The 22,712-nt window shown below is 73.1% G+C and carries 18 protein-coding genes, 1 tRNA gene and 1 pseudogene; 6 read left to right on the plus strand and 14 right to left on the minus strand.

Translation table 11 applies throughout. The features are described from left to right. Window positions 1-97: 97 nt before the first annotated feature. Together IEY71_RS16870 and IEY71_RS16875 are read right to left on the minus strand one after the other, a co-directional pair. A complete protein-coding gene (locus IEY71_RS16870; protein ID WP_189086549.1) occupies window positions 98-1,846 on the minus strand; it encodes a nitrite/sulfite reductase in 1,749 nt (582 codons plus the stop codon). 146 nt (window positions 1,847-1,992) lie between these two features. Beyond that, a complete protein-coding gene (locus IEY71_RS16875; protein WP_189086550.1) occupies window positions 1,993-2,814 on the minus strand; it encodes a sirohydrochlorin chelatase in 822 nt (273 codons plus the stop codon). A 70-nt stretch (window positions 2,815-2,884) separates the two neighbouring features. Between IEY71_RS16875 and IEY71_RS16880 the strand changes: the two genes are divergently transcribed. Then, window positions 2,885-4,768, plus strand: coding sequence for an ABC transporter ATP-binding protein (locus tag IEY71_RS16880; protein ID WP_189086551.1), 1,884 nt, complete (start codon window positions 2,885-2,887; stop codon window positions 4,766-4,768). 337 nt (window positions 4,769-5,105) lie between these two features. Here IEY71_RS16880 and IEY71_RS16885 read toward each other — a convergent pair whose 3' ends face one another. Further along, the gene (locus IEY71_RS16885) at window positions 5,106-6,977 is read right to left on the minus strand and encodes a phosphoenolpyruvate carboxykinase (GTP) (RefSeq protein WP_189086552.1); all 1,872 of its coding nucleotides are present in this window, start codon (window positions 6,975-6,977) and stop codon (window positions 5,106-5,108) included. A gap of 145 nt (window positions 6,978-7,122) precedes the next feature. Between IEY71_RS16885 and IEY71_RS16890 the strand changes: the two genes are divergently transcribed. Beyond that, window positions 7,123-8,565, plus strand: coding sequence for a helix-turn-helix domain-containing protein (locus IEY71_RS16890; protein ID WP_189086553.1), 1,443 nt, complete (start codon window positions 7,123-7,125; stop codon window positions 8,563-8,565). Between the two features lie 63 nt (window positions 8,566-8,628). Here the strand turns inward: IEY71_RS16890 and IEY71_RS16895 are convergent, their stop codons facing one another. Together IEY71_RS16895 and IEY71_RS16900 are read right to left on the minus strand one after the other, a co-directional pair. Continuing rightward, a complete protein-coding gene (locus IEY71_RS16895) occupies window positions 8,629-9,507 on the minus strand; it encodes a M48 family metalloprotease (protein WP_189086554.1) in 879 nt (292 codons plus the stop codon). 26 nt (window positions 9,508-9,533) lie between these two features. After that, on the minus strand, window positions 9,534-10,100 hold the full coding sequence (locus IEY71_RS16900; protein WP_189086555.1) for a LemA family protein: 567 nt from the start codon (window positions 10,098-10,100) through the stop codon (window positions 9,534-9,536). A gap of 157 nt (window positions 10,101-10,257) precedes the next feature. Here IEY71_RS16900 and IEY71_RS16905 point away from each other — a divergent pair, with 157 nt between their 5' ends. From IEY71_RS16905 to IEY71_RS16915, 3 genes and pseudogenes are all read left to right on the plus strand, one after another. Continuing rightward, entirely contained in the window at window positions 10,258-10,938 is a 681-nt protein-coding gene (locus IEY71_RS16905; protein WP_229781821.1) for a TetR/AcrR family transcriptional regulator, read from the plus strand. Next, window positions 10,931-11,434, plus strand: a pseudogene (locus IEY71_RS18635) (ABC transporter ATP-binding protein); the annotation flags it as partial. The gene IEY71_RS16905 and the pseudogene IEY71_RS18635, both read left to right, overlap by 8 nt. Before the next feature lie 332 nt (window positions 11,435-11,766). Further along, on the plus strand, window positions 11,767-12,501 hold the full coding sequence (locus IEY71_RS16915) for an ABC transporter permease (protein WP_189086557.1): 735 nt from the start codon (window positions 11,767-11,769) through the stop codon (window positions 12,499-12,501). Here IEY71_RS16915 and IEY71_RS16920 read toward each other — a convergent pair. The 4 genes from IEY71_RS16920 to IEY71_RS16935 all read right to left on the minus strand — a co-directional run bounded on the left by IEY71_RS16920 (window position 12,498) and on the right by IEY71_RS16935 (window position 17,218). Then, window positions 12,498-13,847 carry a D-arabinono-1,4-lactone oxidase gene (locus IEY71_RS16920; RefSeq protein WP_229781826.1) on the minus strand — a complete coding sequence of 450 codons (1,350 nt, stop codon included), beginning with the start codon at window positions 13,845-13,847 and terminating at the stop codon, window positions 12,498-12,500. The two genes, IEY71_RS16915 and IEY71_RS16920, sit on opposite strands and share 4 nt — an antisense overlap. Before the next feature lie 76 nt (window positions 13,848-13,923). Next, window positions 13,924-15,090, minus strand: a complete 1,167-nt coding sequence (locus IEY71_RS16925) for an alanine racemase (RefSeq protein WP_229781827.1) — start codon at window positions 15,088-15,090, stop codon at window positions 13,924-13,926. 185 nt (window positions 15,091-15,275) lie between these two features. After that, window positions 15,276-16,610 (minus strand): MFS transporter, encoded by a 1,335-nt coding sequence (locus IEY71_RS16930; protein WP_189086560.1) that lies wholly within the window; start codon window positions 16,608-16,610, stop codon window positions 15,276-15,278. Then, a complete protein-coding gene (locus IEY71_RS16935) occupies window positions 16,607-17,218 on the minus strand; it encodes a TetR/AcrR family transcriptional regulator (RefSeq protein WP_189086561.1) in 612 nt (203 codons plus the stop codon). Before IEY71_RS16935 ends, IEY71_RS16930 begins: the two co-directional genes overlap by 4 nt. Before the next feature lie 112 nt (window positions 17,219-17,330). On the opposite strand from IEY71_RS16935, the gene IEY71_RS16940 reads away from it, so the two are divergent. Then, window positions 17,331-18,257, plus strand: a complete 927-nt coding sequence (locus IEY71_RS16940) for a Ppx/GppA phosphatase family protein (RefSeq protein ID WP_189086562.1) — start codon at window positions 17,331-17,333, stop codon at window positions 18,255-18,257. Window positions 18,258-18,337: 80 nt separating this feature from the next. Here the strand turns inward: IEY71_RS16940 and IEY71_RS16945 are convergent. From IEY71_RS16945 to IEY71_RS18460, 5 genes are all read right to left on the minus strand, one after another. Beyond that, window positions 18,338-18,411 (minus strand) — tRNA-Leu (locus tag IEY71_RS16945). A 90-nt stretch (window positions 18,412-18,501) separates the two neighbouring features. Next, window positions 18,502-20,067, minus strand: a complete 1,566-nt coding sequence (locus IEY71_RS16950; protein WP_189086563.1) for an NAD(P)/FAD-dependent oxidoreductase — start codon at window positions 20,065-20,067, stop codon at window positions 18,502-18,504. Window positions 20,068-20,102: 35 nt separating this feature from the next. After that, window positions 20,103-21,386 carry a S8 family serine peptidase gene (locus tag IEY71_RS16955; protein ID WP_189086564.1) on the minus strand — a complete coding sequence of 428 codons (1,284 nt, stop codon included), beginning with the start codon at window positions 21,384-21,386 and terminating at the stop codon, window positions 20,103-20,105. Continuing rightward, window positions 21,383-21,946: a DUF501 domain-containing protein gene (locus IEY71_RS16960; RefSeq protein ID WP_189086565.1), complete on the minus strand. Its 564-nt coding sequence runs from the start codon at window positions 21,944-21,946 to the stop codon at window positions 21,383-21,385. Before IEY71_RS16960 ends, IEY71_RS16955 begins: the two co-directional genes overlap by 4 nt. Next, window positions 21,943-22,629, minus strand: coding sequence for an FtsB family cell division protein (locus IEY71_RS18460; RefSeq protein WP_229781823.1), 687 nt, complete (start codon window positions 22,627-22,629; stop codon window positions 21,943-21,945). Before IEY71_RS18460 ends, IEY71_RS16960 begins: the two co-directional genes overlap by 4 nt. Between the last annotated feature and the right edge of the window lie 83 nt (window positions 22,630-22,712).

Raw genomic sequence — 22,712 nt, forward strand, 5'->3', positions numbered from 1 at the left:
CGCCAGTGCCACGCTCATCGCCGCGCCTCCCCGCCGACCGGATCCGTGTCCCGCGTCGGCGTCCGCCTGGGCGCCAGCGTCGTCCCGGCTGCCGCGCTCATCGCAGCGCCTCCTCGTCGGCCCGGTGCGCCCACGCGGCGAAGGTCTCCGCCGCAGCCTCGTCGCGCTCGGCGAGGAAGCGGCGCACGACCCGCTCGACGTAGTCGGCGAGCCCGTCGGCGGTGACCTTGAGCCCGCGCACGGTGCGCCCGGTGCCGGCCTCCTCGCGGTGCGCGGAGGCGAGCCCGCCGCCGAGGTGCACCTGGAAGCCGGGCGTCTGGCCGCCGTCGCCGTCGGGCAGCAGCTGGCCCTTGAGGCCGATGTCGGCGGTCTGGATGCGCGCGCAGGAGTTCGGGCAGCCGTTCACGTGCAGGCTGATCGGGTGCGGCAGCTCGAGCCCGGCGAGCCGCTCCTCGAGCCGGACGACCGCGCGCGAGGCGGTCTCTTTCGTCTCGACGATGGCGAGCTTGCAGTACTCGATGCCGGTGCAGGCGATCGTGCCCCGCCGGATCAGGCTCGGCCGCACCTGCAGCCCGAGCCCGTCGAGCCCGGCGACGACCCGCTCGACGTCGCGCTCCTCGATGTCGAGCAGCACGAGCTTCTGGTGCGGGGTGGTGCGCAGGCGCCCGGAGCCGACGCTCTCGAGGAGTTCGGCGATCGCGGTGAGGGTCGAGCCGGAGAGCCGGCCGACGAGCGGCGTCGCGCCGAGGTAGAAGCGGCCGTCGCGCTGCCGGTGCACGCCGACGTGGTCGCCCTGGGCGATCGGCTTCGGCGCGGCGGGGCCGTCGGGCAGCGGGGTGGCGAGGTACTCGGTCTCGAGCACCTCGCGGAAGCGCTCGGCGCCCCAGTCGGCGACGAGGTACTTGAGGCGGGCGCGGTTGCGCAGCCGACGGTAGCCGTAGTCGCGGAAGATCGAGACGACGCCCTCCCACACCTCGGCGACCCGGTCCGGGGTCACGAAGGTGCCGGTGCGCACGGCGAGGTGCGCGGCCGTCGAGAGGCCGCCGCCGACCCAGAGGTCGTAGCCGACGCCGAGCTCGGGGTGCTCGACCGCGACGAAGGCGACGTCGTTGATCTCGTGCACGACGTCCTGGCTGGGATGCCCCGTGATGGCGCTCTTGAACTTGCGGGGCAGGTTCGCGAACTCGGGGTCGCCGAGGTAGCGCCGCTGGATCTCCTCGATCTGCGGCGTCGGGTCGATGAGCTCGTCGGCGGCGATGCCCGCGACGGGCGAGCCGAGGATGACCCGGGGCACGTCGCCGCACGCCTCGGTCGTGGAGAGACCGACGGCTTCGAGGCGGCGCCAGATCTCGGGCACGTCCTCGACCCGCACCCAGTGCAGCTGCACGTTCTGGCGGTCGGTGAGATCGGCGGTGTCGCGGGCGAACTCGGTGGAGATGCCGCCGATGGTGCGCAGCTGCTCGGTGGTGAGCTGCCCGCCGTCGATGCGCACCCGCAGCATGAAGTACTCGTCCTCGAGCTCGTGCGGTTCGAGGGTCGCGGTCTTGCCGCCGTCGATGCCGGGCTTGCGCTGGGTGTAGAGCCCCCACCAGCGGAAGCGTCCGTGCAGGTCGGTCGGGTCGATGCTGGCGAAGCCGCCGGCGGCGTACGTCTGCTCGATGCGCTCGCGCACGGCGAGCCCGCCGTCCTGCTGCTTCCACTCCTCGTTGGCGTTGAGCGGGGCGCGGCCGTCGACCTTCCACTGCCCGTTGGGCTTGTTGGAGCCGCGCGCCGGGCGGACCCCGGCCGAGCGCCGGGGCGGCGCGGCCTGCTCGGCCGGCCTCGTCTCCGTCTCGCCCAGCGTCATGCCCGCTCCCTAGCTGCTCACCCCCGTCGGAGGGACGGCGGTGCTCGCCGTGGCTGCGACGCTAGGCGAGCGGGATTCGGGCGGCACGTTCGTGACGACGCGGTCGTCACGGGAGGAAACGGGATGTCTCGCTGCGCCGTTTTGCGTCACATGGTTGACATCCGGGCGGCGGCCGCGCTGAAGCGGTCGACGACGAGCTCGGCGAGTTCGTCGGGGGGCAGCACGCCCGCCCGGAGCAGCGGCTCGGTGACGGCCACCGCCCCCGCCGCACGGGCGGTGTCGACGGCGAGGTCCTGGAAGTACCCGGGGGCGAGCAGGTAGCTCGCGACGACGACGCGGCGCTGGGCGCCGGCCGCTCCCCCTGCGGCGCCGCCGTCGGCGGCCGCGCCGCCCCCGGCGACCGCGCGCCGCACGGCCGCCTCGAGCGTCGGCTCCGCGGCCGAGAGGTAGCCGGGCGAGACGGGGGCGCCGAGCTCTCGGGCGAGCCGCTCCGCCATCTCCGCGCAGTCGGCCACGGCGCGCGCGTCGCTCGACCCCGCGGCGGCGAGCACGACGACGTCGCCGGGCCGCCACTCCGCCTCGAGCAGGCGTCGCACGAGCACCCGCGCGAGCCGATCGTCGGGGCCGAGGGCCGCCGCGAGCTCGACCGCCCGCGCGCCTTCCGCGCCGACCGCCTCGGCGAGGTCGACGTGCACGTGGTACCCGGCGGAGAGCAGCAGCGGCACGACGACCGCGGGCATCCCGGCGGGCAGGCTCGCGAGCGTGGCCGGCACGTCGGGCTGTTCGACGTCGACGTGGCCGAGGCGCAGCGCGGCCGCGCCCGACGCCGCGTGCCCGGCCGCGCCGGGGAGCATGCCGCCGCCCCGCATGAGTCGCGCGCCGACGGCCTTGACGAGGCCGCGGACGGCGGCGCTGCCGTCGGGCGAGGAGGTGCCGTGCGAGATCGCGACGAGCGCAGGACGGGTCATCCCTCCATCGTGCCGTACCCCGGCCGCCCCTGAGCCTTCTCCGAGGCCGACCGCGTAGGCTGCTAGACCGATGAGCACCCCGACCTCTCCCGCCCGTTCCCGCTTCGGCCGCCGAGAGACACCTCCCGGCCCGCGCGCCACCTTCCGGCAGCTGCTGCCGTTCGTGTTCGAGCACCGTCCAGTGCTCGTGTGGGTCGCGATCCTGTCCATCGTCGGCGCGCTCGCGAGCCTCGCGCAGCCGCTCCTCGTCAGCCAGGTCATCACCGTCGTCGAGGCCGGCGACCCGCTCGGCTGGATCGTGTGGGCGCTCATCGCGCTCGTCGTGGTCAGCGGCATCATCACCGGCTACCAGCACTACCTGCTGCAGCGCACGGGCGAGGGCGTCGTGCTGTCCAGCCGCAAGCAGCTCGTCGCGAAGCTGCTGCGGCTGCCGATCGCGGAGTTCGACACCCGCCGCACGGGCGACCTCGTCTCGCGCGTCGGCAGCGACACGACGATGCTGCGGGCGGTGCTCACGCAGGGCCTCGTCGAGGCCGTCGGCGGCGCGGTCACCTTCGTCGGCGCGCTCATCGCGATGCTCGTCATCGACCCGGTGCTGCTCGGGCTCACCGTGCTCGTCATCGCGGTCGCCATCACCACGGTCACCCTGCTCTCGGCCCGCGTCCGCGAGGCCTCGCACGCCGCGCAGGCGAAGGTCGGCGACGTCGCCGCCTCGGTCGAGCGGGCGATCAGCTCCGTGCGCACCATCCGCGCGGCCGGCGCCACCGAGCGCGAGCTCGCCGATGTGCAGGCCGAGGCCGAGGGCGCCTGGCGGATGGGCGTGAAGGTCGCGAAGATCTCCGCGCTCATCGTGCCGATCGCCGGCATCGCGATGCAGGTGTCGTTCCTCGTCGTGCTCGGCGTCGGCGGCTTCCGGGTGGCGTCGGGCGCGATCACGGTCGCGAGCCTCGTCGCGTTCATCCTGTTCCTGTTCATGATGATCCTGCCGCTCGGCCAGGCCTTCGGCGCGATCACCTCCGTCAACCAGGCGCTCGGCGCACTGGGCCGCATCCAGGAGATCCTCGACCTGCCCGACGAGGACGCGCACGACCGCGAGCTCGCCCCGCTCGCCGTCGTCGTCGGCCCCGCGAACGAAGGCGTCCGCCCCGACGCCCCGGCGATCGAGTTCGACGATGTGCACTTCGCCTACGCGCAGACCTCGCCGCAGGATCCCGCCGACCCGGGCAACGACTCGGCCGACGCGCACGATCCCGAGCCCTCCGTGACCGAACGGCAGCCCGTGCTCCGCGGCGTCTCCTTCGCGGTGCCGCGCGGGCAGCGCGTCGCCCTCGTCGGGCCCTCGGGCGCCGGCAAGTCGACGATCCTCTCGCTCGTGGAGCGCTTCTACGACCCCTCGGTCGGCGAAGTGCGGATGGGCGGGCTCGACCTTCGCTCGATCGACCGCGCCGAGCTGCGCGCGCAGATCGGCTACGTCGAGCAGGATGCCCCGGTGCTGGCCGGCACCCTCCGCGACAACCTGCTGCTCGGCAACCCGACGGCGAGCGACGAGGAGTGCGAGCACGTGCTGCAGTCCGTGAACCTCGGCGGCGTCCTCGCGCGCGACCCCGCGGGCCTCGGCGCCCAGGTCGGCGAGGACGGAATCATGCTCTCCGGCGGCGAACGGCAGCGCCTCGCGATCGCCCGGGCCCTGCTCGCGGCGCCGCCGATCCTGCTGCTCGACGAGTCCACATCCTCGCTCGACGGAGTGAACGAGCGGATGATGCGCGAGGCGATCGACGAGGTCGCCGCCGGCCGCACGCTCATCGTCATCGCGCACCGGCTCTCGACCGTCGTCGACTCGGACCGCATCGTCGTGCTCGACGGCGGCCGCATCATCGGCGAGGGCACCCACGCGGAGCTCGTCGCCACCGTGCCGCTCTACCGCGAGCTCGCCGAGCACCAGCTGCTCGTCTGAGCCCCGCCGGCGCGACGAACGGCCCGCCTCCGATCGGAAGCGGGCCGTTCGTCGCTCATGAAGCGAGTTTGCCGCGGGCGGTGCGCCTTCCCGTGCCCACAACGCCCGCGGCGGGTCCGTAGACCCATGGATGCCGCGGGCGGTGCGCCTTCCCGTGCCCACAGCGCCCGCAGCATCCATCGGTCTGCGCATCCCATGATGACGCATCCCGCGCCGTTTCCCGTCATCGAGCCGATCGAGCGGACGAGGATCGCGCCAGACCTGGGACCCCGGCGCGATCCTCCTCCGCTCGATCGTGCGCCCCGGTGGCCGGGGCGCACGATCGACGGGACCTCGATCAGTCGGTCACGGGCACCTGCCCGTGCTCGAGGTGGTAGCGGAGGCTCGACAGCTCGGCGCGCAGGGCGGCGGGCACCCGGTCGCCGAACTGGGCGAAGTACTCCTCGGTCAGCTCGCACTCGGCGAGCCACGAGGCGGGGTCGACGTGGAAGAGCTGCTCGAGCTCCCCGTCCGTGATCTCGAGGCCGTCGAGGTTCAGCGAGCCCTCGGCAGGCAGCAGGCCGATCGGCGTCTCCGCGGCGCCGGCCTCGCCCTCGAGGCGGCCGACGATCCACTCGATGACGCGCGAGTTCTCGCCGAATCCGGGCCACAGGAAAGAGCCGTCGGCGCCCTTGCGGAACCAGTTGACCTGGAAGATCTGCGGCGCGCGGTCGCCCAGCACGCGGCCCATCTTCACCCAGTGGCCCCAGTAGTCGGCCATGTTGTAGCCGCAGAACGGGAGCATGGCGAAGGGATCGCGGCGCAACTCGCCGACGGTGCCCTCGGCCGCGGCGGTCTTCTCGCTCGAGATCGTCGCGCCCATGAACACGCCGTGCTTCCACGAGCGGGCCTGCGCGACGAGCGGCACGTTGGTCGCACGGCGGCCGCCGAAGAGGATGGCGTCGATCGGCACGCCGTCGTGGGCGTCCCAGTCGTCTGAGATCTGCGGGCACTGCGCGGCCGCGACCGTGAAGCGCGAGTTCGGGTGCGCGGCGGGACGACCGGAGGCCGGGGTCCACGGCTGGCCCTGCCAGTCGGTGAGCTCCTCGGGCACCTCGTCGGTGAGCCCCTCCCACCAGACGTCGCCGTCGGGGCGGAGCGCGACGTTCGTGAAGATCGTGTTGCCCCAGAGGGTCTGCACGGCGGTCGGGTTGGTCGTCTCGCCGGTGCCCGGCGCGACGCCGAAGAAGCCGGCCTCGGGGTTGATCGCGTAGAGGCGGCCGTCGTCGCCCGGACGCATCCACGCGATGTCGTCGCCGATCGTCTCGACGGTCCAGCCGGGGATGGTCGGGCGGAGCATGGCGAGGTTTGTCTTGCCGCACGCCGAGGGGAACGCCGCGGCGATGTGGTAGACCTTGCCGGCCGGCGAGGTGACCTTGATGAGCAGCATGTGCTCGGCGAGCCAGCCCTCGTCGCGCGCCATCACCGAGGCGATGCGCAGCGCGAAGCACTTCTTGGCGAGCAGGGCGTTGCCGCCGTAGCCCGAGCCGAACGACCAGATCTCGCGCGAGTCCGGGAACTGCACGATGTACTTGGTGGGGTTCGACGGCCACTCGATCTCGTCGCGGCGCTGGCCGACGCCGTCGACCAGCGGGTAACCCACCGAGTGCACGGTGCGCACCCAGGGCTCGCCCGCCTCGATGAGGCGGTAGACCTGCTCGCCCATGCGGGTCATGATGCCCATCGAGAGCACGACGTAGGGCGAGTCGGTGATCTCGACGCCGAGCTGCGAGATGGGGCCGCCGAGCGGGCCCATCGAGAAGGGCACCACGTACATGGTGCGGCCCTTCATCGAGCCGTCGAAGACGTCGACGAGCTCTTCGCGCATCTCGCGCGGGTCGCGCCAGTTGTTCGTCGGGCCGGCGTCTTCCTCGTAGGTCGAGCAGATGAAGGTGCGGTCCTCGACCCGGGCGACGTCGGAGGCGTCGGTGCGGGCGAGGTAGCTGTTGGGGCGCCACTCGGGGTTGAGCTTGATGAGCTTGCCCTCGGCGACGAGCTGCTTCGTGAGGAGGTCGGCCTCCTGCTTGGAGCCGTCGCACCAGACGATCTCGTCGGGCTTGGTGAGGGCGGCGATCTCGTCGACCCAGGCGCGCAGGGCCGGGTCGGTGGTGCCGCGGGGGGTCTCGCGGGCGTCGGAGTCCGTTCCGATGGAGAATTCGGAGAGGGTCATCGTCGTCGCGCCTTCCTGCTGGGTGCCGGGCGATGTCGCTCGGCCGGACCGGAATCGGTCTGTCCTTCAAGAATGCGGGAAGACCGTCCAGTCATCTGGACGAAACAGATGGAAAGAATTGCCGATCTTTCGATATCCTTAAGCCATGAAGGCCGGTACAGCAGACCTCGCGACGCTCGGGCACCGCATCCGTCACTTCCGCGGCGAGCGCGGGCTCACGCTCGACCAGCTCGGCGAGCTCGTCGATCTCGCCGGCAGCCAGCTCTCCCTCATCGAGAACGGCAAGCGCGAGCCGAAGCTCTCGACCCTCGACGCCCTCGCCGCCGCCCTCGGCGTCGAGCTCGCCGAGCTGCTCTCCCGCGAGGCGCCGAGCCGGCGCGCGGCGCTCGAGCTCGAACTCGGCCGCGCCCAGGCGAGCCCGCTCTACGCGAGCCTGGGCCTGCCGCCGATCCGCGCGGGCCGCGGCATCAGCGACGAGACCCTCGAGTCGATCGTCGGGCTGCACCGCGAGCTGCAGCGCCGCGCGAGCGAGGCGATCGCGACGCCCGAGGAGGCCCGGCGCGCGAACACGGAGATGCGGGAGCGGATGCGCGAGCGCGCGAACTACCTGCCGGACATCGAGCGGCTCGCCGAGGAGCAGGTGCGCGCCTCCGGGCACCGTTCGGGCGCCCTCACCCACCGCGAGGTCAGTGTGATGGCCGAGCGGCTCGGCTTCAAGCTGATCTACGTCGACGACCTGCCCGACTCGACGCGCTCGATCACCGACCTCGAGAACGGCCGCATCTATCTGCCCCCGGCCTCGATCCCGGGCGGTCACGGCCTGCGCTCGATGGCGCTGCAGGCGATGGCGCACCGACTGCTCGGCCACACGCCGCCGGCGAGCTACGACGAGTTCCTCTGGCAGCGCCTCGAGATCAATTACTTCGCGGCCGCGTGCCTGATGCCGCAGGAGGCATCCGTCGCCTTCCTGCAGGAGGCGAAGAAGGAGCGTCGGCTCGCGATCGAGGACTTCCGCGACGCCTTCGGCGTCACCCACGAGGCCGCGGCGCTGCGCTTCACCAACCTCGCGACCTCGCACCTCGACATGACGCTGCACTTCCTCCGCGTGGCGGGCGACGGGGCGTTGCTGAAGGGCTACGAGAACGACGGCCTGCCGCTGCCCACCGATGTGACCGGCTCGATCGAGGGGCAGTGGGTCTGCAAGAAGTGGAGCGCCCGCACCGCCTTCGAGCACACGAACCGTACGACGGAGAACTACCAGTACACCGACACCCCGGCCGGCACCTTCTGGTGCGCGACGCAGACGGGTCGCACGGATGCCGCGGAGTTCTCGATCACGGTCGGCGTGCCGTTCAACCAGGCCAAGTGGTTCCGTGGCCGCGAGACGACCCTGCGGGCGACCTCGAGCTGCCCCGACGAGAACTGCTGCCGCCGGGCGCCCGACGGGCTCGCAGAGCGCTGGGCGGGGCGGGCCTGGCCGAGCGCCCGCCTGCACGCGCACGTGCTCTCGCCGCTGCCCTCCGGCACGTTCCCCGGTGTCGACGACGCCGAGGTCTACGCCTTCCTCGAGGCGCACGCCGAGCAGTGAGCGGGCACCTGGCGCACGCCGAGCAGTGAGCGGGCACCTGGCGCCACTCACTGCTCGCGCAGCCTAGAAGCTGCCGCCCATCTCCTCGAGGCGCTTCACGCGCTCGGGGATCGGCGGGTGCGTGGCGAAGAGGCGGTCGACGATGCCGGGCTTCAGCGGGTCGGCGATCCACAGGTGCGCCATCGAGGTGTTCTGGCGCTGCATGGGCCGGCCGTACGCCTCGAGCTTGAGCAGCGCCCGAGCGAGCGCGTCGGGGTGCCGGGTGGTCATCGCGCCGGTGGCGTCGGCGAGGTACTCCCGCTGACGCGACACGGCGAGCTGCACGAGCGTCGCGACGAGCGGGGCGACCAGCATCGCGACGATGCCGAAGATCATGACGATCGGGTTGCCGTTGTTGTTGCCCCGGCCGCCGAAGAACGCCATGCGCACGAGCATGTCGGAGATGAAGCCGACGGCGACGACGAGCCCGAACACGATCATCGAGAGCCGGATGTCGTAGTTGCGCACGTGCCCGAGCTCGTGCGCCATGACGCCCTCGAGCTCCGCGTCGTCCATGAGCTCGAGGAGCCCGGTGGTCGCGGCGACGGAGGCGTGCTGCGGGTCGCGACCGGTCGCGAAGGCGTTCGGCGCCGGGTCGGAGACGACGTAGACGCGCGGCATCGGCGTGCCGGTCGTGATCGAGAGGTTCTCGACGACGCGCCAGAGCCTCGGGTGCTCGGCCTTCGAGGTGATCTCGACGGCACCGGACATGGCGAGCGCCTGCCGGTCGGCCGTGAAGTACTGGATGAGGGCGTAGCCGATCGCCACCACCAGCGTGATGATGACGATCGTCAGGTTGCCGTAGATGGCGGCCGCGAGCCAGCCGAGCCCGCCGATGATCAGCAGGAACAGCAGGATCGTGAAGACGGTGTTGCGTTTGTTCTTGGCGATTGCGCGATACATCGGGTGGCGTCAGCGCTCCACTCGCGTCAGAACTGCACGCGCGGCGGCTCGGCGATCGCCGCCGGCTCCGCGACCTCGAAGAACTCGCGCTCGTGGAAGCCGAGGCCCCGCACGAAGAGGGTGTTCGGGAAGACCTTGATCTTCGTGTTCAGCTCGCGCACGCCGCCGTTGTAGAAGCGGCGCGAGGCCTGGATCTTGTCTTCCGTGTCGACGAGCTCGGACTGCAGCTGGAGGAAGTTCTGGCTCGCCTGCAGCTGCGGGTACGCCTCGGCGACCGCGAAGATCGACTTCAGCGCCTGCTGCATGTGGTTCTCGGCGGCTCCGGCCTCGACCGGGCCCTGCGCCTGCAGGGTCTCGGCGCGGGCCTGGGTGACCGACTCGAACACGGACTTCTCGTGCGCGGCGTAGCCCTTGACCGCCTCGATGAGGTTCGGGATCAGGTCGGCACGACGCTTCAGCTGCACCGTGATGTCGCTCCACGCCTCGTCGACGCGCACGTTGAGCGTGACGAGGGAGTTGTACGTGGCCCACAGGTAGATGCCGATGATGAGGACCAGCGCGACGACGATGATGACGGGAATGAGCCATTCCATGGCTGATCAGCTCCTAGCCTGCGGGAATCGGGGTGCCGTCTCATCTTATCCGCGAGCCCCGGTGGCGGCCCGGTTTCCCATGAGACTCGAAGGCTTCTCACTCCCGGCTCACCCGCGACGTGTCGCGCACGCGCAGCCGGGGCGTAGGCTCTCGCTCGTGGAGCAGGAGGGCATCCGGGTCCCCGGTCGCCGCCGCGGCCGCCCGCGGGCCGCGGAGGTCGGCGCGGCGCGCGGCCGCATCGTCGCCGCCGCGACGCAGGAGTTCGCCGAGCGCGGCTACGAGGCGGCGTCGATCCGCTCGATCGCGCGGCGCGCGGAGGTCGACCCGGCGCTGATCCGGCACTACTTCGACGACAAGCAGGCCCTCGTCGCCGCGGTGGTCGAGGTGCCGCTCCGGCCGGACCGTATCGTCCAGGGCGCGCTCGACGGGCCGCTCGACGCCGTCGGCGCGGGGCTCGTGGCCGGCGTCCTGCGCGCCTGGGACTCGCCGGCGGTGCGTCCGGCCGCCCTCGCCGCGCTCCGCGGCGCGGTCGGGCACGGCCCCGTGTCGCGGATGCTGCGGGAGTTCCTCCGCCGCGAGCTCATGCACCGCATCGCGGCCCGACTCGTCGAGGCCGGCGTCGACGAGGGCGAGGCGGAGCTGCGCGCCGAGCTCGCCGTCTCCCAGATCGTCGGGCTCATCATGGTGCGCTACGTGCTCGTCGCCGAGCCGCTCGCGAGCCTGGATGCCGGCGAGATCGTGCGCCGGCTCGCGCCCGTCGTGCAGTTCCACCTCGACGGCGGCGCAGGGCTTGACAGCGCCGGGCCCGCGGCGAAGAATTCCCCGCATGATGAATAACGCGGATGCCTCGAGCGGCGCCGCCGTCGTCGTCCGCGGGCTGCACGTCCGCCGCGGCCGGAACGAGGTGCTCGACGGGCTCTCGCTCGCCGTGCCGCGCGGCCGCATCGTCGGGCTCCTCGGCCCGAGCGGCAGCGGCAAGACGACGCTGATGCGCGCGATCGTCGGCGTGCAGGTCATCCGCTCGGGCGAGATCGAGGTGCTCGGGCTGCCGGCCGGCAGCGCCGCGCTGCGCACCCGCGTCGCCTACGTCACCCAGCAGCCGAGCGTGTACGACGACCTCACCGTGCGGCAGAACCTCCGGTACTTCCGCCGCGTGCTCGGCGCCCCGGCGTCCGACGTCGAGCGGGTGATCGACCGCACCGAGCTCGGCCCCGTCGCCGAGCGGCTCGTCGGCACCCTCTCGGGCGGCCAGCGCGGCCGGGTCTCCCTCGCCGCGGCCCTGCTCGGCTCCCCGGAACTGCTCGTGCTCGACGAGCCGACGGTCGGCCTCGACCCGGTCCTGCGCGTCGAGCTGTGGGCGCTGTTCCGCGCCCTCGCCGACGACGGGGTGACCCTGCTCGTGTCGAGCCACGTCATGGACGAGGCGAAGCGCTGCGACCGGCTGCTGCTCATGCGCGACGGCGAACTCCTCGCCGACGACACCGTCGACGGAGTGCTGGAGGTCACCGGCACCGACGACGTCGAGGCGGCCTTCCTGCGGCTGATCGAGCGCGGCGAGCCCGACCTCCGCTCCCCCGCCGAGCGCGAGCGGCGCGCCCACGGCCGCCACGAGGCATCCGCCGCACCTGCGCACGCCCCCGCCGACCCCGAAGCGGAGGAGCCGAGATGACCCTCAGCCGCACCTTCACGACCGCGGGCCGGGTGCTCGCGCAGATCCGGCACGATCCGCGCACCATCGGCCTGCTCGTCGTGGTGCCGAGCCTGCTGATCGGCCTCGTCGCCTGGATCTTCACCGACACCGACGTCTTCAGCGGCATCGGGCCCGCGATGATCGCGCTGTTCCCCTTCATCGTGATGTTCCTCGTCACGAGCATCGCGACCCTCCGCGAGCGGCGCAGCGGCACGCTCGAGCGGCTGCTGTCGATGCCGCTCGGCAAGGGCGACTTCATCCTCGGCTACGCGCTCGCCTTCGGGCTGCTCGCCGTCGTGCAGACGGCCGTCGCGGTCTCGTTCGCCGTGTGGGTGTGCGGGCTCGAGATCTCGGGCTCGATCTGGCTGCTGTTCGCGGTGGCGGTCGCCGATGCGCTGCTCGGCACGGCGCTCGGGCTCCTCGCGAGCGCCTTCGCGCGCACCGAGTTCCAGGTCGTGCAGTTCATGCCGGTGCTCGTGTTCCCGCAGATCCTGCTCGGCGGCATCTTCATCCCCCGCGACCAGCTGCCCGCCGTGCTCGAGGCGATCAGCGAGTGGCTCCCGCTCAGCTACGCGATCGACGCCCTGCAGGCCGTCGCCGCCGACTCGGAGTCCACGGCGTGGGTCGTCGGCAAGCTGCTCGTCATCGGCGCCTGGATCGTGGGCTCCATCGTCGTCGGCTCCATCACTCTCCGCCGCCGCACGCCCTAGCCGGCGAGCGTCCGGCGACCCGCACGGCCCGACTCCGCGCCGAGCACCCGGTCGAGGTAGTCGTTGCGGAAGCGCCACTCGGGGTCGAGCTCCTCGCGCACGGCGAGGAAGTCGTCGAAGCGCGGGTAGCGCTCGCGCAGTGCGGCGGCGTCGAGCGTGTGCATCTTGCCCCAGTGCGGCCGCCCCTCGTGGGCGAGCATGATCTCCTCGACCGCGCGGAAGTACTCCGTCGGGTCCTCGCGGAAGTAGCGGTGCACCGCGAGGTACCCCGTCTCCCGGCCGTGCGCCGTCGACAGCCAGTTCTCATCGGCCGCGGCCGCGCGCACCTCCACCGGGAAGCTGATCCGCCAGCCGCGCCGCTCGATGAGCCGCTGCACCTCGCGCAGCGCCTCTGGCACGGCGGCGAGCGGCACGGCGTACTCCATCTCGCGGAAGCGCACGGTTCGGTTCGTGACGAACACCTTCGGCGAGAAGTCGGCGAAGTCGCGGCTGCCCTGCAGCCGCTCCACCTGGCGGGCGAAGAACGGCACCACGGGCGGCACCACGGTGCCGAGCGCGCAGACCCCGCGGTAGACGCCGTTCGCGAGCAGTTCGTCGTCGAGGTAGCGCGACAGCCGGCCGAGCGGCTTGCGGGGCGCGTCGCCCGGCAGCCGGGTGTTCGTCTTCGTCATCGCGATCTCGGTGTGCGGGAACCAGTAGAACTCGAAGTGGTCGGCGCCGCGCACGCGCTGCTCCCAGCCGTCCAGCACCTCGGTGAGCGGCTCCGGGTGCTCGTCGGCGTGCAGCACGTACCGCGGCACGAGCTGGAGCGTGAGCTCGACGAGCACGCCGAGGGCGCCGAGGCCGAGGCGCACGGCCGGCAGCAGCTCCGGGCGGGATGCCTCGTCGACGGTGAGCAGCTCCCCCGTGCCGGTGACGAGCTTCGCGCCGACGATCTGGGTCGCGAGGCCGCCGAAGCCGAGGCCCGTGCCGTGGGTGCCGGTCGAGGTGGCGCCGGCGATCGACTGCCGGTCGATGTCGCCCATGTTCGGCAGCGCGAGCCCGTAGGGCGCGAGCAGGGCGGGCAGCCGGTGCAGTCGGGTGCCCGCGCCGAGCGTCACCCGGCCGCGCTCCACGTCGACGTCGAGGACGCCCTCGATCGCATCGAGGTCGAGCTGCACGCCCGGAGCCACGGCGATGCCGGTGAAGCTGTGTCCGGCGCCGACGGGCTTGATCGCGAGCCCCGCGGCGGCGGCCGCGGTCACCGCGCGCTGCACTGCCTCCGCGCTCGCGGGCCGCTCGACCCGCACCGGCCGCGCCTGCTCGGTGCGCCCCCAGTTGCGCCAGATCGCGCCCGTCGCCGCCACGGCATCCCGTCCTCTCGTCACCGCTCCGCGCTCGCGCGCGCCGTCCGTCGTCGTCCCGCTCATTGCGGTCTCCGCCTCACAGGAACGCCCAGCCCTCGCCGCGGTACGTCGGCAGCTCGCCGATCACCGCGTCGCCGTCGACGACCGCGAAGGAGTTCAGGTGCTCCGCGAGCTCGCCGGACTTCGTGTGGCGGAGCCAGACCCGCTCGCCCACCCGGAGCCGCCTCGCGGCGCGGCCGGTGACGGGCGACTGCACTTCGCCGGCCATCTCGCGGGGCAGGAGCTCGAGCCCCTCGGGCCAGACGATGCGCGGCAGGCGGTCGGGCCCGGGCGGGCCGGAGGCGATCCAGCCGCCGCCGAGGATCGTCGCGTGCTCGGCGCTCGGCCGGCGCACGACGTCGAGCGCGAAGGCGGCCGCGGGGGCCGGGGCGAACTGCGTGTAGCCGTCGAAGAGGTGGCCGGCGAGGATGCCGGAGCCGGCGGCGATCTCGGTGATCGACGGGTCGGCGCTCGTCGCCTCGAGGGAGCCGGTGCCGCCGCCGTTCACGAACTCGAGCTCGGCGTGCTCGCGGATGCGGGCGATCGCCCGCGCGCGGCGCTCCAGCAGCTCGGGCATGGAGCGCGACTGCATCCACCGGTTCATGACCCCGTCGACGGGCTTGCCGGGCGGCGCGGTCTGCACGCCGGCGATCTGCGCCTCGTACGACATGACGCCGACGAGCGCGAAGCCCGGTCGGGCGGCGAGGTAGGCCGCGAAGGCCCCGGCGTCGTCGGGCTCGTGGATCGGCGAGCGGCGGACGCCGAGGTGGCCGAGCACGGGCGCCTGCCAGGAGGCGTCGAGCTCGAGGCACACGCGGATCGTCTCGCGCTCGCCCGGGGGCAGCACCGCGTCGACGAGGTCGAGCTGGGCGGGCGAGTCGACCATGAGGGTGATCCTCGCGGCGAGCTCGGGGTCGGTGGCGAGGCGCCGGATGCTGCCGCGCTCGGCCGTCGGATAGCCGACGACGACGTCGTCGACGGTGTCGGCGAGCCGGATCGCCTCGGCGAGCGTGTAGGCGAGCACGCCCCGGTACCCGGGCATCCGGAGCAGCGCCTCGATGACGCCGCGCACGCGGATCGACTTCGAGGCGACCCGGATCGGCGTGCCCTGGGCCCGGCGCACCATGTCGGCGGCATTGTGCCGCAGCGCCCCGAGATGCAGCGCGCCGACGGGCGCGTCGAGGTGGGCGGTGGCCGCAGTCATCCGGGTCCAGTACTCGGCCGGGTCGCGCCAGACCGCGGCATCCGCCGTCGGCCGGCCCGTGAGCCGGAGATCGATGGCCGTCACGCCGGGGGCCTCCTTGGTTCTCGTCGTGGGCTTCTTCGTCGTCGTGCCGCGCGTCGTTCCGCGCGTCGTGCCGCCCGTCGGGGCCGGCCGCTTCGCGGCGCTCATGCGACGCTCCGCACCCGGGCGACCGCGAACGCGCCCGCCGCGGCGAAGGCGGCGGACAGCACGAACACGAGCACGAAGGAGCCGGTGAGCACGACCGCGGCGGCCCCGATGAGCGGGGCGATCGCCTGCGGCACGGCGGAGGCGATGTTCATGATGCCGAGGTCCTTGCCGCGGCTCGCCGCGTCCGGCAGCACCTGCGTCGCGAGCGCCTGATCGACCGAGAGGAAGCAGCCGTAGCCGGCGCCGAGCAGCCCCGCCGCGATCATCGCGACGGTGAGGTCGGGCACGAGGGCGAGCAGCAGCGCGGCGAGCGCCTGCAGCCCGGAGGCGACGAAGACGAACACCCGGCGCTTGCCGGTGCGGTCCGACCAGCGGCCGAGGCCGAGCGAGGCGAGCACGACGAACACCATGTAGATGAGCGTGAGCACGATGAGGTCGTCCTCGGCGTGCTCGTCCTTCAGACCGAACATCAGGAAGTACAGCAGCAGGCTCGTGCCGAGCGCGTTGCCGACGGAGACGAGCACGCGGCTGAGCAGCGTCCAGCCGAAGTCGGGGTAGCGGCGCGGGCTGATCCACAGGGAGGAGAGGATGCCTCGCGCGGTCACCCGCGCACGGTCGGCGGCGAGCAGGGGCTGGTCCCGGCGCAGCAGGAACGGCACGGCGAGCAGCACGAGCAGGAGCGCGAGCACCGCGTAGCCGGCCACCTGGCCCGCGACGAGCTCGGTGACGAGCAGCAGACCCGCGATGATGCCGACCGCCTGCGGGGCCGACATCCAGCCGGACACGAAGCCGCGCTGGCCGACCGGCACCTGGTCGGAGATCGTCGCGGTGAGCGCCGCGGTCATGATGCAGAAGCCGACGGATGCCGCGACCCACGCCGCGCCGATCGCCCAGATCTCCGTCTGGAAGCCGAGCAGCACGAGCGAGAGGGCGAAGACGAGCGCGCCGATCGCGATCCACGGCCGCCGCCGGCCGAATCGGCTCGTCGTGCGGTCGCTCATGGCGCCGGTGAGCGGGTAGGCGATGATCGTCGCGACGGCCGCGATGCCGGAGATGACGCCGAAGGCGAGCACCGAGTCGACCCAGTTCTCCGGGTGCAGCTCGGCGTCGATCTGGGCGGGCAGCAGCAGCTGCACGGGCGTCAGCTGCGCCATCCACACGCCGAACCAGACGGTCGCGAAAGCCGCGATCCAGCCCGCCGAGACGCGGCGGACCGGTTCGGCGAAGGCGCCGACCGCGCCGCTCGCGGTGCCCACGCCGATGCCGTGCGGGCCGGGCGCTGCGCCGGGCCCGGCGCCGGGGTCGGGCGCGCCGGGGTCGATTCGGGTCATCGGGGGTCCGCCATTCTCGAGAGGGCGTCGGCCGCGGCGGCGACGACGCGGGCGGCGGCCGCGTCGTCGCGGTCGACCAGCCAGGTGATGGTGAGGCCGTCGGTGAAGGCGACGAGCACCCGGGCGACGTGCTCGACGGGCAGCCGCCAGCGCGCGCCGGTGAGCGCGGCGGCGGCCTCGAGGGCCTCGACGACGAGCTCGGCGTAGCGCTCGTACTGCGCGACGGCGAGGGGATGCCGCTCCGGCGAGCGGAGCGCGTACTGGGTGAGCTCGAGCATGGCCTGCTCGTGCTCGGGATCGGCGCGGAGGTGCTCGAAGTAGCGCAGCAGCCCGGCCTCGACGAGCTCGGCGAGCGTCGCGCCCTCGCCGGCCGCGGCCACGAGCTCCTCGGGTGCCACGGCCTTGCGTTCGCGGGCCACGACGGCGCCGATGAGCTCGTCGACGAGCTCGTCCCGCGACTCGAAGGCGTAGTGGAAGCTCGCGAGGCTCATGCCGGCCTCGGCCACGATCGCGCGCGTCGTCGCCTGAGCGAGTCCCTCGCGGGACACGACCCGCAGGGCGGCCTCGATGAGCGCCGAGCGGCGGTCGGCGGCGGACATCCGCGCCATCGCGTCCTCCTCGCCGTCGAGTCGTCGCGACGACCGCGTCGCGACGAACTGGGACAGTTGACCCAGTCGCCTCAGTATGCAGCATCCGGCCTCGGATCGCTACGCTCGCTTCATGCGCCTCGGTGTTCTCGATGTCGGTTCCAACACCGTCCACCTCCTCGTGGTCGACGCCCACCCCGGCGCCCGCCCCATCCCCACGGCCTCCAACAAGTCGGTGCTGCGCCTCATGCGCTACCTCGAGCCCGACGGGGCGATCAGCTCGGAGGGCGTCCAGGCGGTGCTCTCGGCCGTCGGCGAGGCGGCGAGGGCCGCGCGGGAGGCCGGCATCGAGGAGCTGCTGGCGTTCGCCACCTCGGCGATCCGGGAGGCCGCGAACGGCGAGCACCTGCTCGACCTCGTGGAGCGCGAGACCGGTATCCGGCTCGACGTGCTCTCCGGCGAGGACGAGGCCCGGCTCACCTTCCTCGCGGTGCGCCGCTGGTACGGCTGGTCGGCCGACCGCATCCTGCTCTTCGACATCGGCGGCGGCTCGCTGGAGATCGCGCTCGGCGGCGACGAGGTGCCCGACGTGGCGCGCTCGCTCCCGCTCGGCGCCGGGCGCTCGACGATCGCCTTCCTGCCCGACGACCCGCCCTCGGTCGAGCAGGTCGGCCGGCTGCGCGAGCACGCGCGGCGGGTCATCGAGGGCGCGCTCGGCGACTTCCGCGCCTATGTCGGCCCCGACCACGTCGTCGGCTCCTCGAAGACGATTCGTTCGCTCGCCCGGCTCGCGGGCTGGACCGAGGACGGCGTCGGATCGTCGGGCCGCGCGATGCTGAAGCGCAAGGGCCTCGACGACTGGATCCCCCGGCTCGCCCGTATCCCCGCCGACGCCCGGCCCGCGCTGCCCGGCATCACCGCCGACCGCACCTTCCAGATCGTCGCCGGCGCCGTCGTGCTCTCGGAGGCGATGCGGGTGTTCGACGTCGACGAGCTCGACGTCTCCCCCTGGGCGCTGCGCGAGGGCCTCATCCTGCGCCGGCTCGACCACCTCGACTGAGCGCGGTCAGGGCCCGCCTCGCGCGGAACGTCGCCGCGTGCCCGGTGCCCGGTGCCCCGTGCCCCGTGCCCCGTGCCCCGTGCCCCCACTGGGATTCGAACCCAGACTTGAGCGGGTTTAAGCCGCCTGCCTCTGCCGGTTGGGCTATGGGGGCGCGGCGGCCGGGCGCACTCGCCCGAGACGCCGAACGCGGCGCCGCCCGAGGGGCGACGCCGCGTCACAGTGTAGTCAGCTGCCGGACCGCCTACTTGGCGGCGACGACCTCCTCGGCCTTCGCCTCGGCGGCGGGCGCCTCGGCCGCGGGCTCGGCCGGAGCGGCCTTCTTCGCGGTCGTGCGCTTGGCCGGAGCCTTCTTGGGCGCGGCCTCGCCGGCCTCGGCGTTCGCGGCCGGAGCCTTCTTCGCCGCGGCCTTCGGCTCGGCCTTGGCGGGCGCGGCCTTCGGCTCCGCCTTCGCGGGCGCAGCGGGCGTCGTCGGCGCGGCGTCGGCGGCCGGCTTCGGACGGGCGGCGAACTCCTCGAACGCGGCGCGCGGGCGCTGCACGGCCGACAGCGACACGATGTCGCGGCCGAGCCAGAAGTTGTTCCACCAGCCCCAGAACACGCGGAACTTGCGCTCCCAGCTCGGCATCGCGAGGCCGTGGTAGCCGCGGTGCGCGAACCAGGCGAGCAGGCCCTTGATGGCCAGCTTGCCGGACTGGAACACGCCCGAGCCGAGACCGAGGCCCGCGACGGCACCGAGGTTCTTGTGCACGTAGTTCTTGGGCTCCTCGCCGCGGAGCACCGCGACGACGTTCTTCGCGAGCAGCTTGCCCTGACGGACGGCGTGCTGGGCGTTCGGCACGCAGTAGCCGCCGACGCCGCCGCCGCTGAGGTCGGGCACGGCCGAGATGTCGCCGGCCGCCCAGGCGTCGGCCACGATGTCGTCGTCGTCGCCGACGCGGAGGTCGGCACGGGTCTTGATGCGGCCGCGCTCCTCGACGGGGAGGTCGCTCGTGCGCACGATGGCGGGGTTGGCCATGACGCCGGCGGTCCAGACGATGAGGTCGGACTCGAAGCTCTCGCCCGTGGACAGCTCGATCTTGCCGTCGACCGCGCTCGTGAGCTGCGTGTCGAGGTGGATCTGCGCGCCGCGCTGGTCGAGGTGCTTGATCACCCAGTGGCTGGTGGGGAGCGACACCTCGGGCATAATGCGGCCCATCGCCTCGATGAGGTGGAAGTGGGTGTCCTCGAAGCTGAGCTGCGGGTAGTACTCGAGCAGCGCACTCGCGAAGGAGCGCAGCTCGGCGAAGACCTCGATGCCGGCGAAGCCGCCGCCGACGACCGTGACGGTGAGCAGGCGGTCGCGCTCGGGACCGGCGGGCAGGTTGGACGCCTTGTCGAAGTTCGAAAGCAGGCGGTCGCGGATCGCGACGGCCTCTTCGATGGTCTTCAGGCCGATCGCGTTCTCGGCGATGCCGGGGATCGGGAAGGTGCGCGAGACGGCGCCGCCGGTGACCACGACGACGTCGTAGTCGAACTGCCACGGCTCACCCTCGGCCGGCGTGATCGTCGCGGTCTTGGCCGCGTGGTCGATCTTCGTGACCTTGGCCGTGACGACGTTCGTCTTCTTCAGGTGGCGGCGCTGCGCGACGACCGCGTGGCGGGCCTCGATCGAGCCGGCCGCGACCTCGGGCAGGAACGGCTGGTACGTCATGTAGGGCAGCGGGTCGACCACGGTGACCTCGGCTTCGCCGGGACGCAGCCACTTCTCGAGCTTCCACGCGGTGTAGAAACCTGCATACCCGCCACCGACGATGAGAATCTTGGGCACGGTGAATGGACTCCTTGATTTGTGGGGATGGGCGGTCAGTCCCCGCCGCCGCGGGTGCTCCGCCTGATATGCCGAGTGGCGCCGATGCCCAACAGCGCTGCTAGCGTACCAAATCCCGCGACCAGTGAGAGCGGGATCGTGATATATGCGAGCGTCCATGAGGTGGGCAGCAGGGTCTGGGTGCTCGCCGACTCGGGCAGCGGCGGGTCGGCGATCGGCACGATCTGCTCGTCGGGCGCCTCCGTCGCGGGCGCCTCGCCGCTCGCCCGGCGGTGCAGCCGGATCCAGTCGGAGAGGCTGCCGAGCGGGTTCGCATCGACCTTCGGCACGTCCTCGGTGAGCGCGGCGACGGGGTCGATGATGCCGTAGCCGTAGAGCGGCCCGCCGACCGGGTGGCCCTTGGGATCGGCCGTGGAGATCACGCGGTTGATGACGTTCGCCGCGTCGAGCTCGGGGTACTGGGCGCGCACGAGCGCCACGAGGCCGGAGACGATGGGCGCGGCGGCGCTCGTGCCGCTCCACTGCACGTAGGAGCCGTCGGGGCGCACGCCGACGAGGTCCTCGCTGGGCGCCGCGACCGCGATCGTGATGCCCTGGGAGCTCGCGTCGAAGCTCGCGTTGCCCTCGCGGTCGACGCCGGCGACGGTGAGCACGCCCGGGATCGTGGCTGGGGCGCCGACCTCCGTGGTGCCGCTGCCCCGGTTGCCCGCCGCCGCGACGATCACGACGTCGTGCTCGAAGGCGTGCATGAACGCGGCGTCCCAGCTCTCGGGCCAGTCGCGGGTGTTGCGTGTGAGCGACATGTTGATGACGTCGGCGCCGTTGTCAACCGCCCAGACCACGGCCTCGGCGATCTGCTCGTCGTTCGAAGCGGCGGCGCCGGTGTCCTCGCCGAAGGCGACGGACGCGGTCAGGATGGATGCCTCGGGCGCGACGCCAATGACGCCGTTCCCGGGCGTCGAGCCGCGGCCGGCCAGGAGCGAGGCGACCATGGTGCCGTGCTCGGGCTTCTCCCCCACCGGGGTCTGCCCGTCGGGCGAGCCGAGGCCCGAGACATCCGTGCCGCCGGTGATCGCGCCCTTCAGCTCGACGACGGTGCCCGCGACGCCCGTGTCGATCACCGCGACCGTGACGCCCTTGCCCTTCGTCGTGTTCCAGGCGGTCGAGAAGCCGTACTCGCTCAGCCAGTACTCGAGGTCGCGCACGGTGTCCGCGTGCGCCGGGGCCGCGCCGACGCCGACGAGCGCCGCGGTCGCGGCCGCGAGCGCGAGCCCGCGCACGATCCGCGACGCGCGCCCGCCGCGCCGGCGGCCCGTCATCGGCCGGGCTCCTCGGCGGGCGGCGCGCCGCCCGCGGCAGCGGCGTCGTCCACCCCGTAGTCGGCGCACTGGCAGACCTCGGGCGTCCAGCTGGAGCGGGCGAGCGCGAGGTCGCCGATCGGGTTCGCCCCCGGCCCCGCGGCGAGCGCGTGCGCGGCGACGGCGTGCAGGCACTTCACGCGCGTGGGCATGCCGCCGGCCGAGACGCCCGCGATCTCGGGCACCTCGCCGAACTGCGCGCGGTCGGCCAGGTAGTCCTCGTGGGCGCGGGCGTAACCGGCGGCCACCTCGGCGTCGGCGTGCAGCAGCTCGTTGCACTCGACCATGAGCTGCGCGGCCTCGAGGAAGCTCATCGCGGCCGTCGCGGCGGGGTGGCTCAGGTAGTAGAACGTGGGGAAGGGCGTGCCGTCGGCGAGGCGGGGGGCGGTCGCGACGACCGTCGGCGCACCGCACACGCAGCGGGCGGCGATGCCGACGACGTTGCGCGCCTCACGGCCGAGCTGCGCCGAGACGATGCGGAGGTCGCGCTCGGCGACGGGCTCGAACGGCGGGCGGGTCATCGGGTACCTCCGGGGGTGGCCGCGGCGGGCGGCGTGGTCGCTGCTGGGTCGGCGGGCGGTGCGCTCGGGTCGGTCGCGCCGGGTGCGAGGCCGGCGGTCATGACGGAGTCGAGCAGGCTGGAGAGCCAGTCGTGCTCCGCCTCGGTCACGTCGGCGGAGACCGCGTGCTCGGCCTCGGTCTTGTCGGCGTCGCTGCGGTCGTCGATGACGAGGTAGCTCACTTCGCCGGGCAGCACGTAGTAGAGCCGCTCGCGCGCCTGGGTGACGATGAACGTCTCGTCGCTCCAGCGCTCGCGCTCGGTGCGGAGCTTCGTGAGTTCGGCCTCCTGCTGGGAGACCTCGGCGCGCAGTTCGGCGATCTGCTGCCGCTGCGCGGCGAAGGAGGAGACCGTGGGAGCGAGCACGACGACGGCGAGCACGAGCAGGCCCATCATGATGAGCGAGAACCCCGAGAAGCGGATGCCGCCGAGCCATCCCTGCCGCACGGCTCCGGCCTCGGGCGCCTGCGCGGCCGACGAGGCGGCGCGCCGCCGGGCGCTGCGCGGCTGGCGCTCGGGGCGGGGCTCGCGCGTTCGCTCGGGCCGGGGCTCGGCCTGCGGCTCCTGGGCAGCCGGGGTTCCGGCGTCCGCCCGCTTCGCCGGCTTCGGCCGGCCGGGGCGCTGGGGGCGCTTCGGTCCGCTCATCGCGCCTCCTTCCCGGCCGATCGCCCGGGGAACGCAGCAGGGGGCGGCCGCCTGGCCACCCCCTGCTGTCGCGGCTCGCGCCG

This window comes from Agromyces mediolanus, assembly GCF_014648575.1.
Taxonomy (GTDB): domain Bacteria; phylum Actinomycetota; class Actinomycetes; order Actinomycetales; family Microbacteriaceae; genus Agromyces; species Agromyces mediolanus.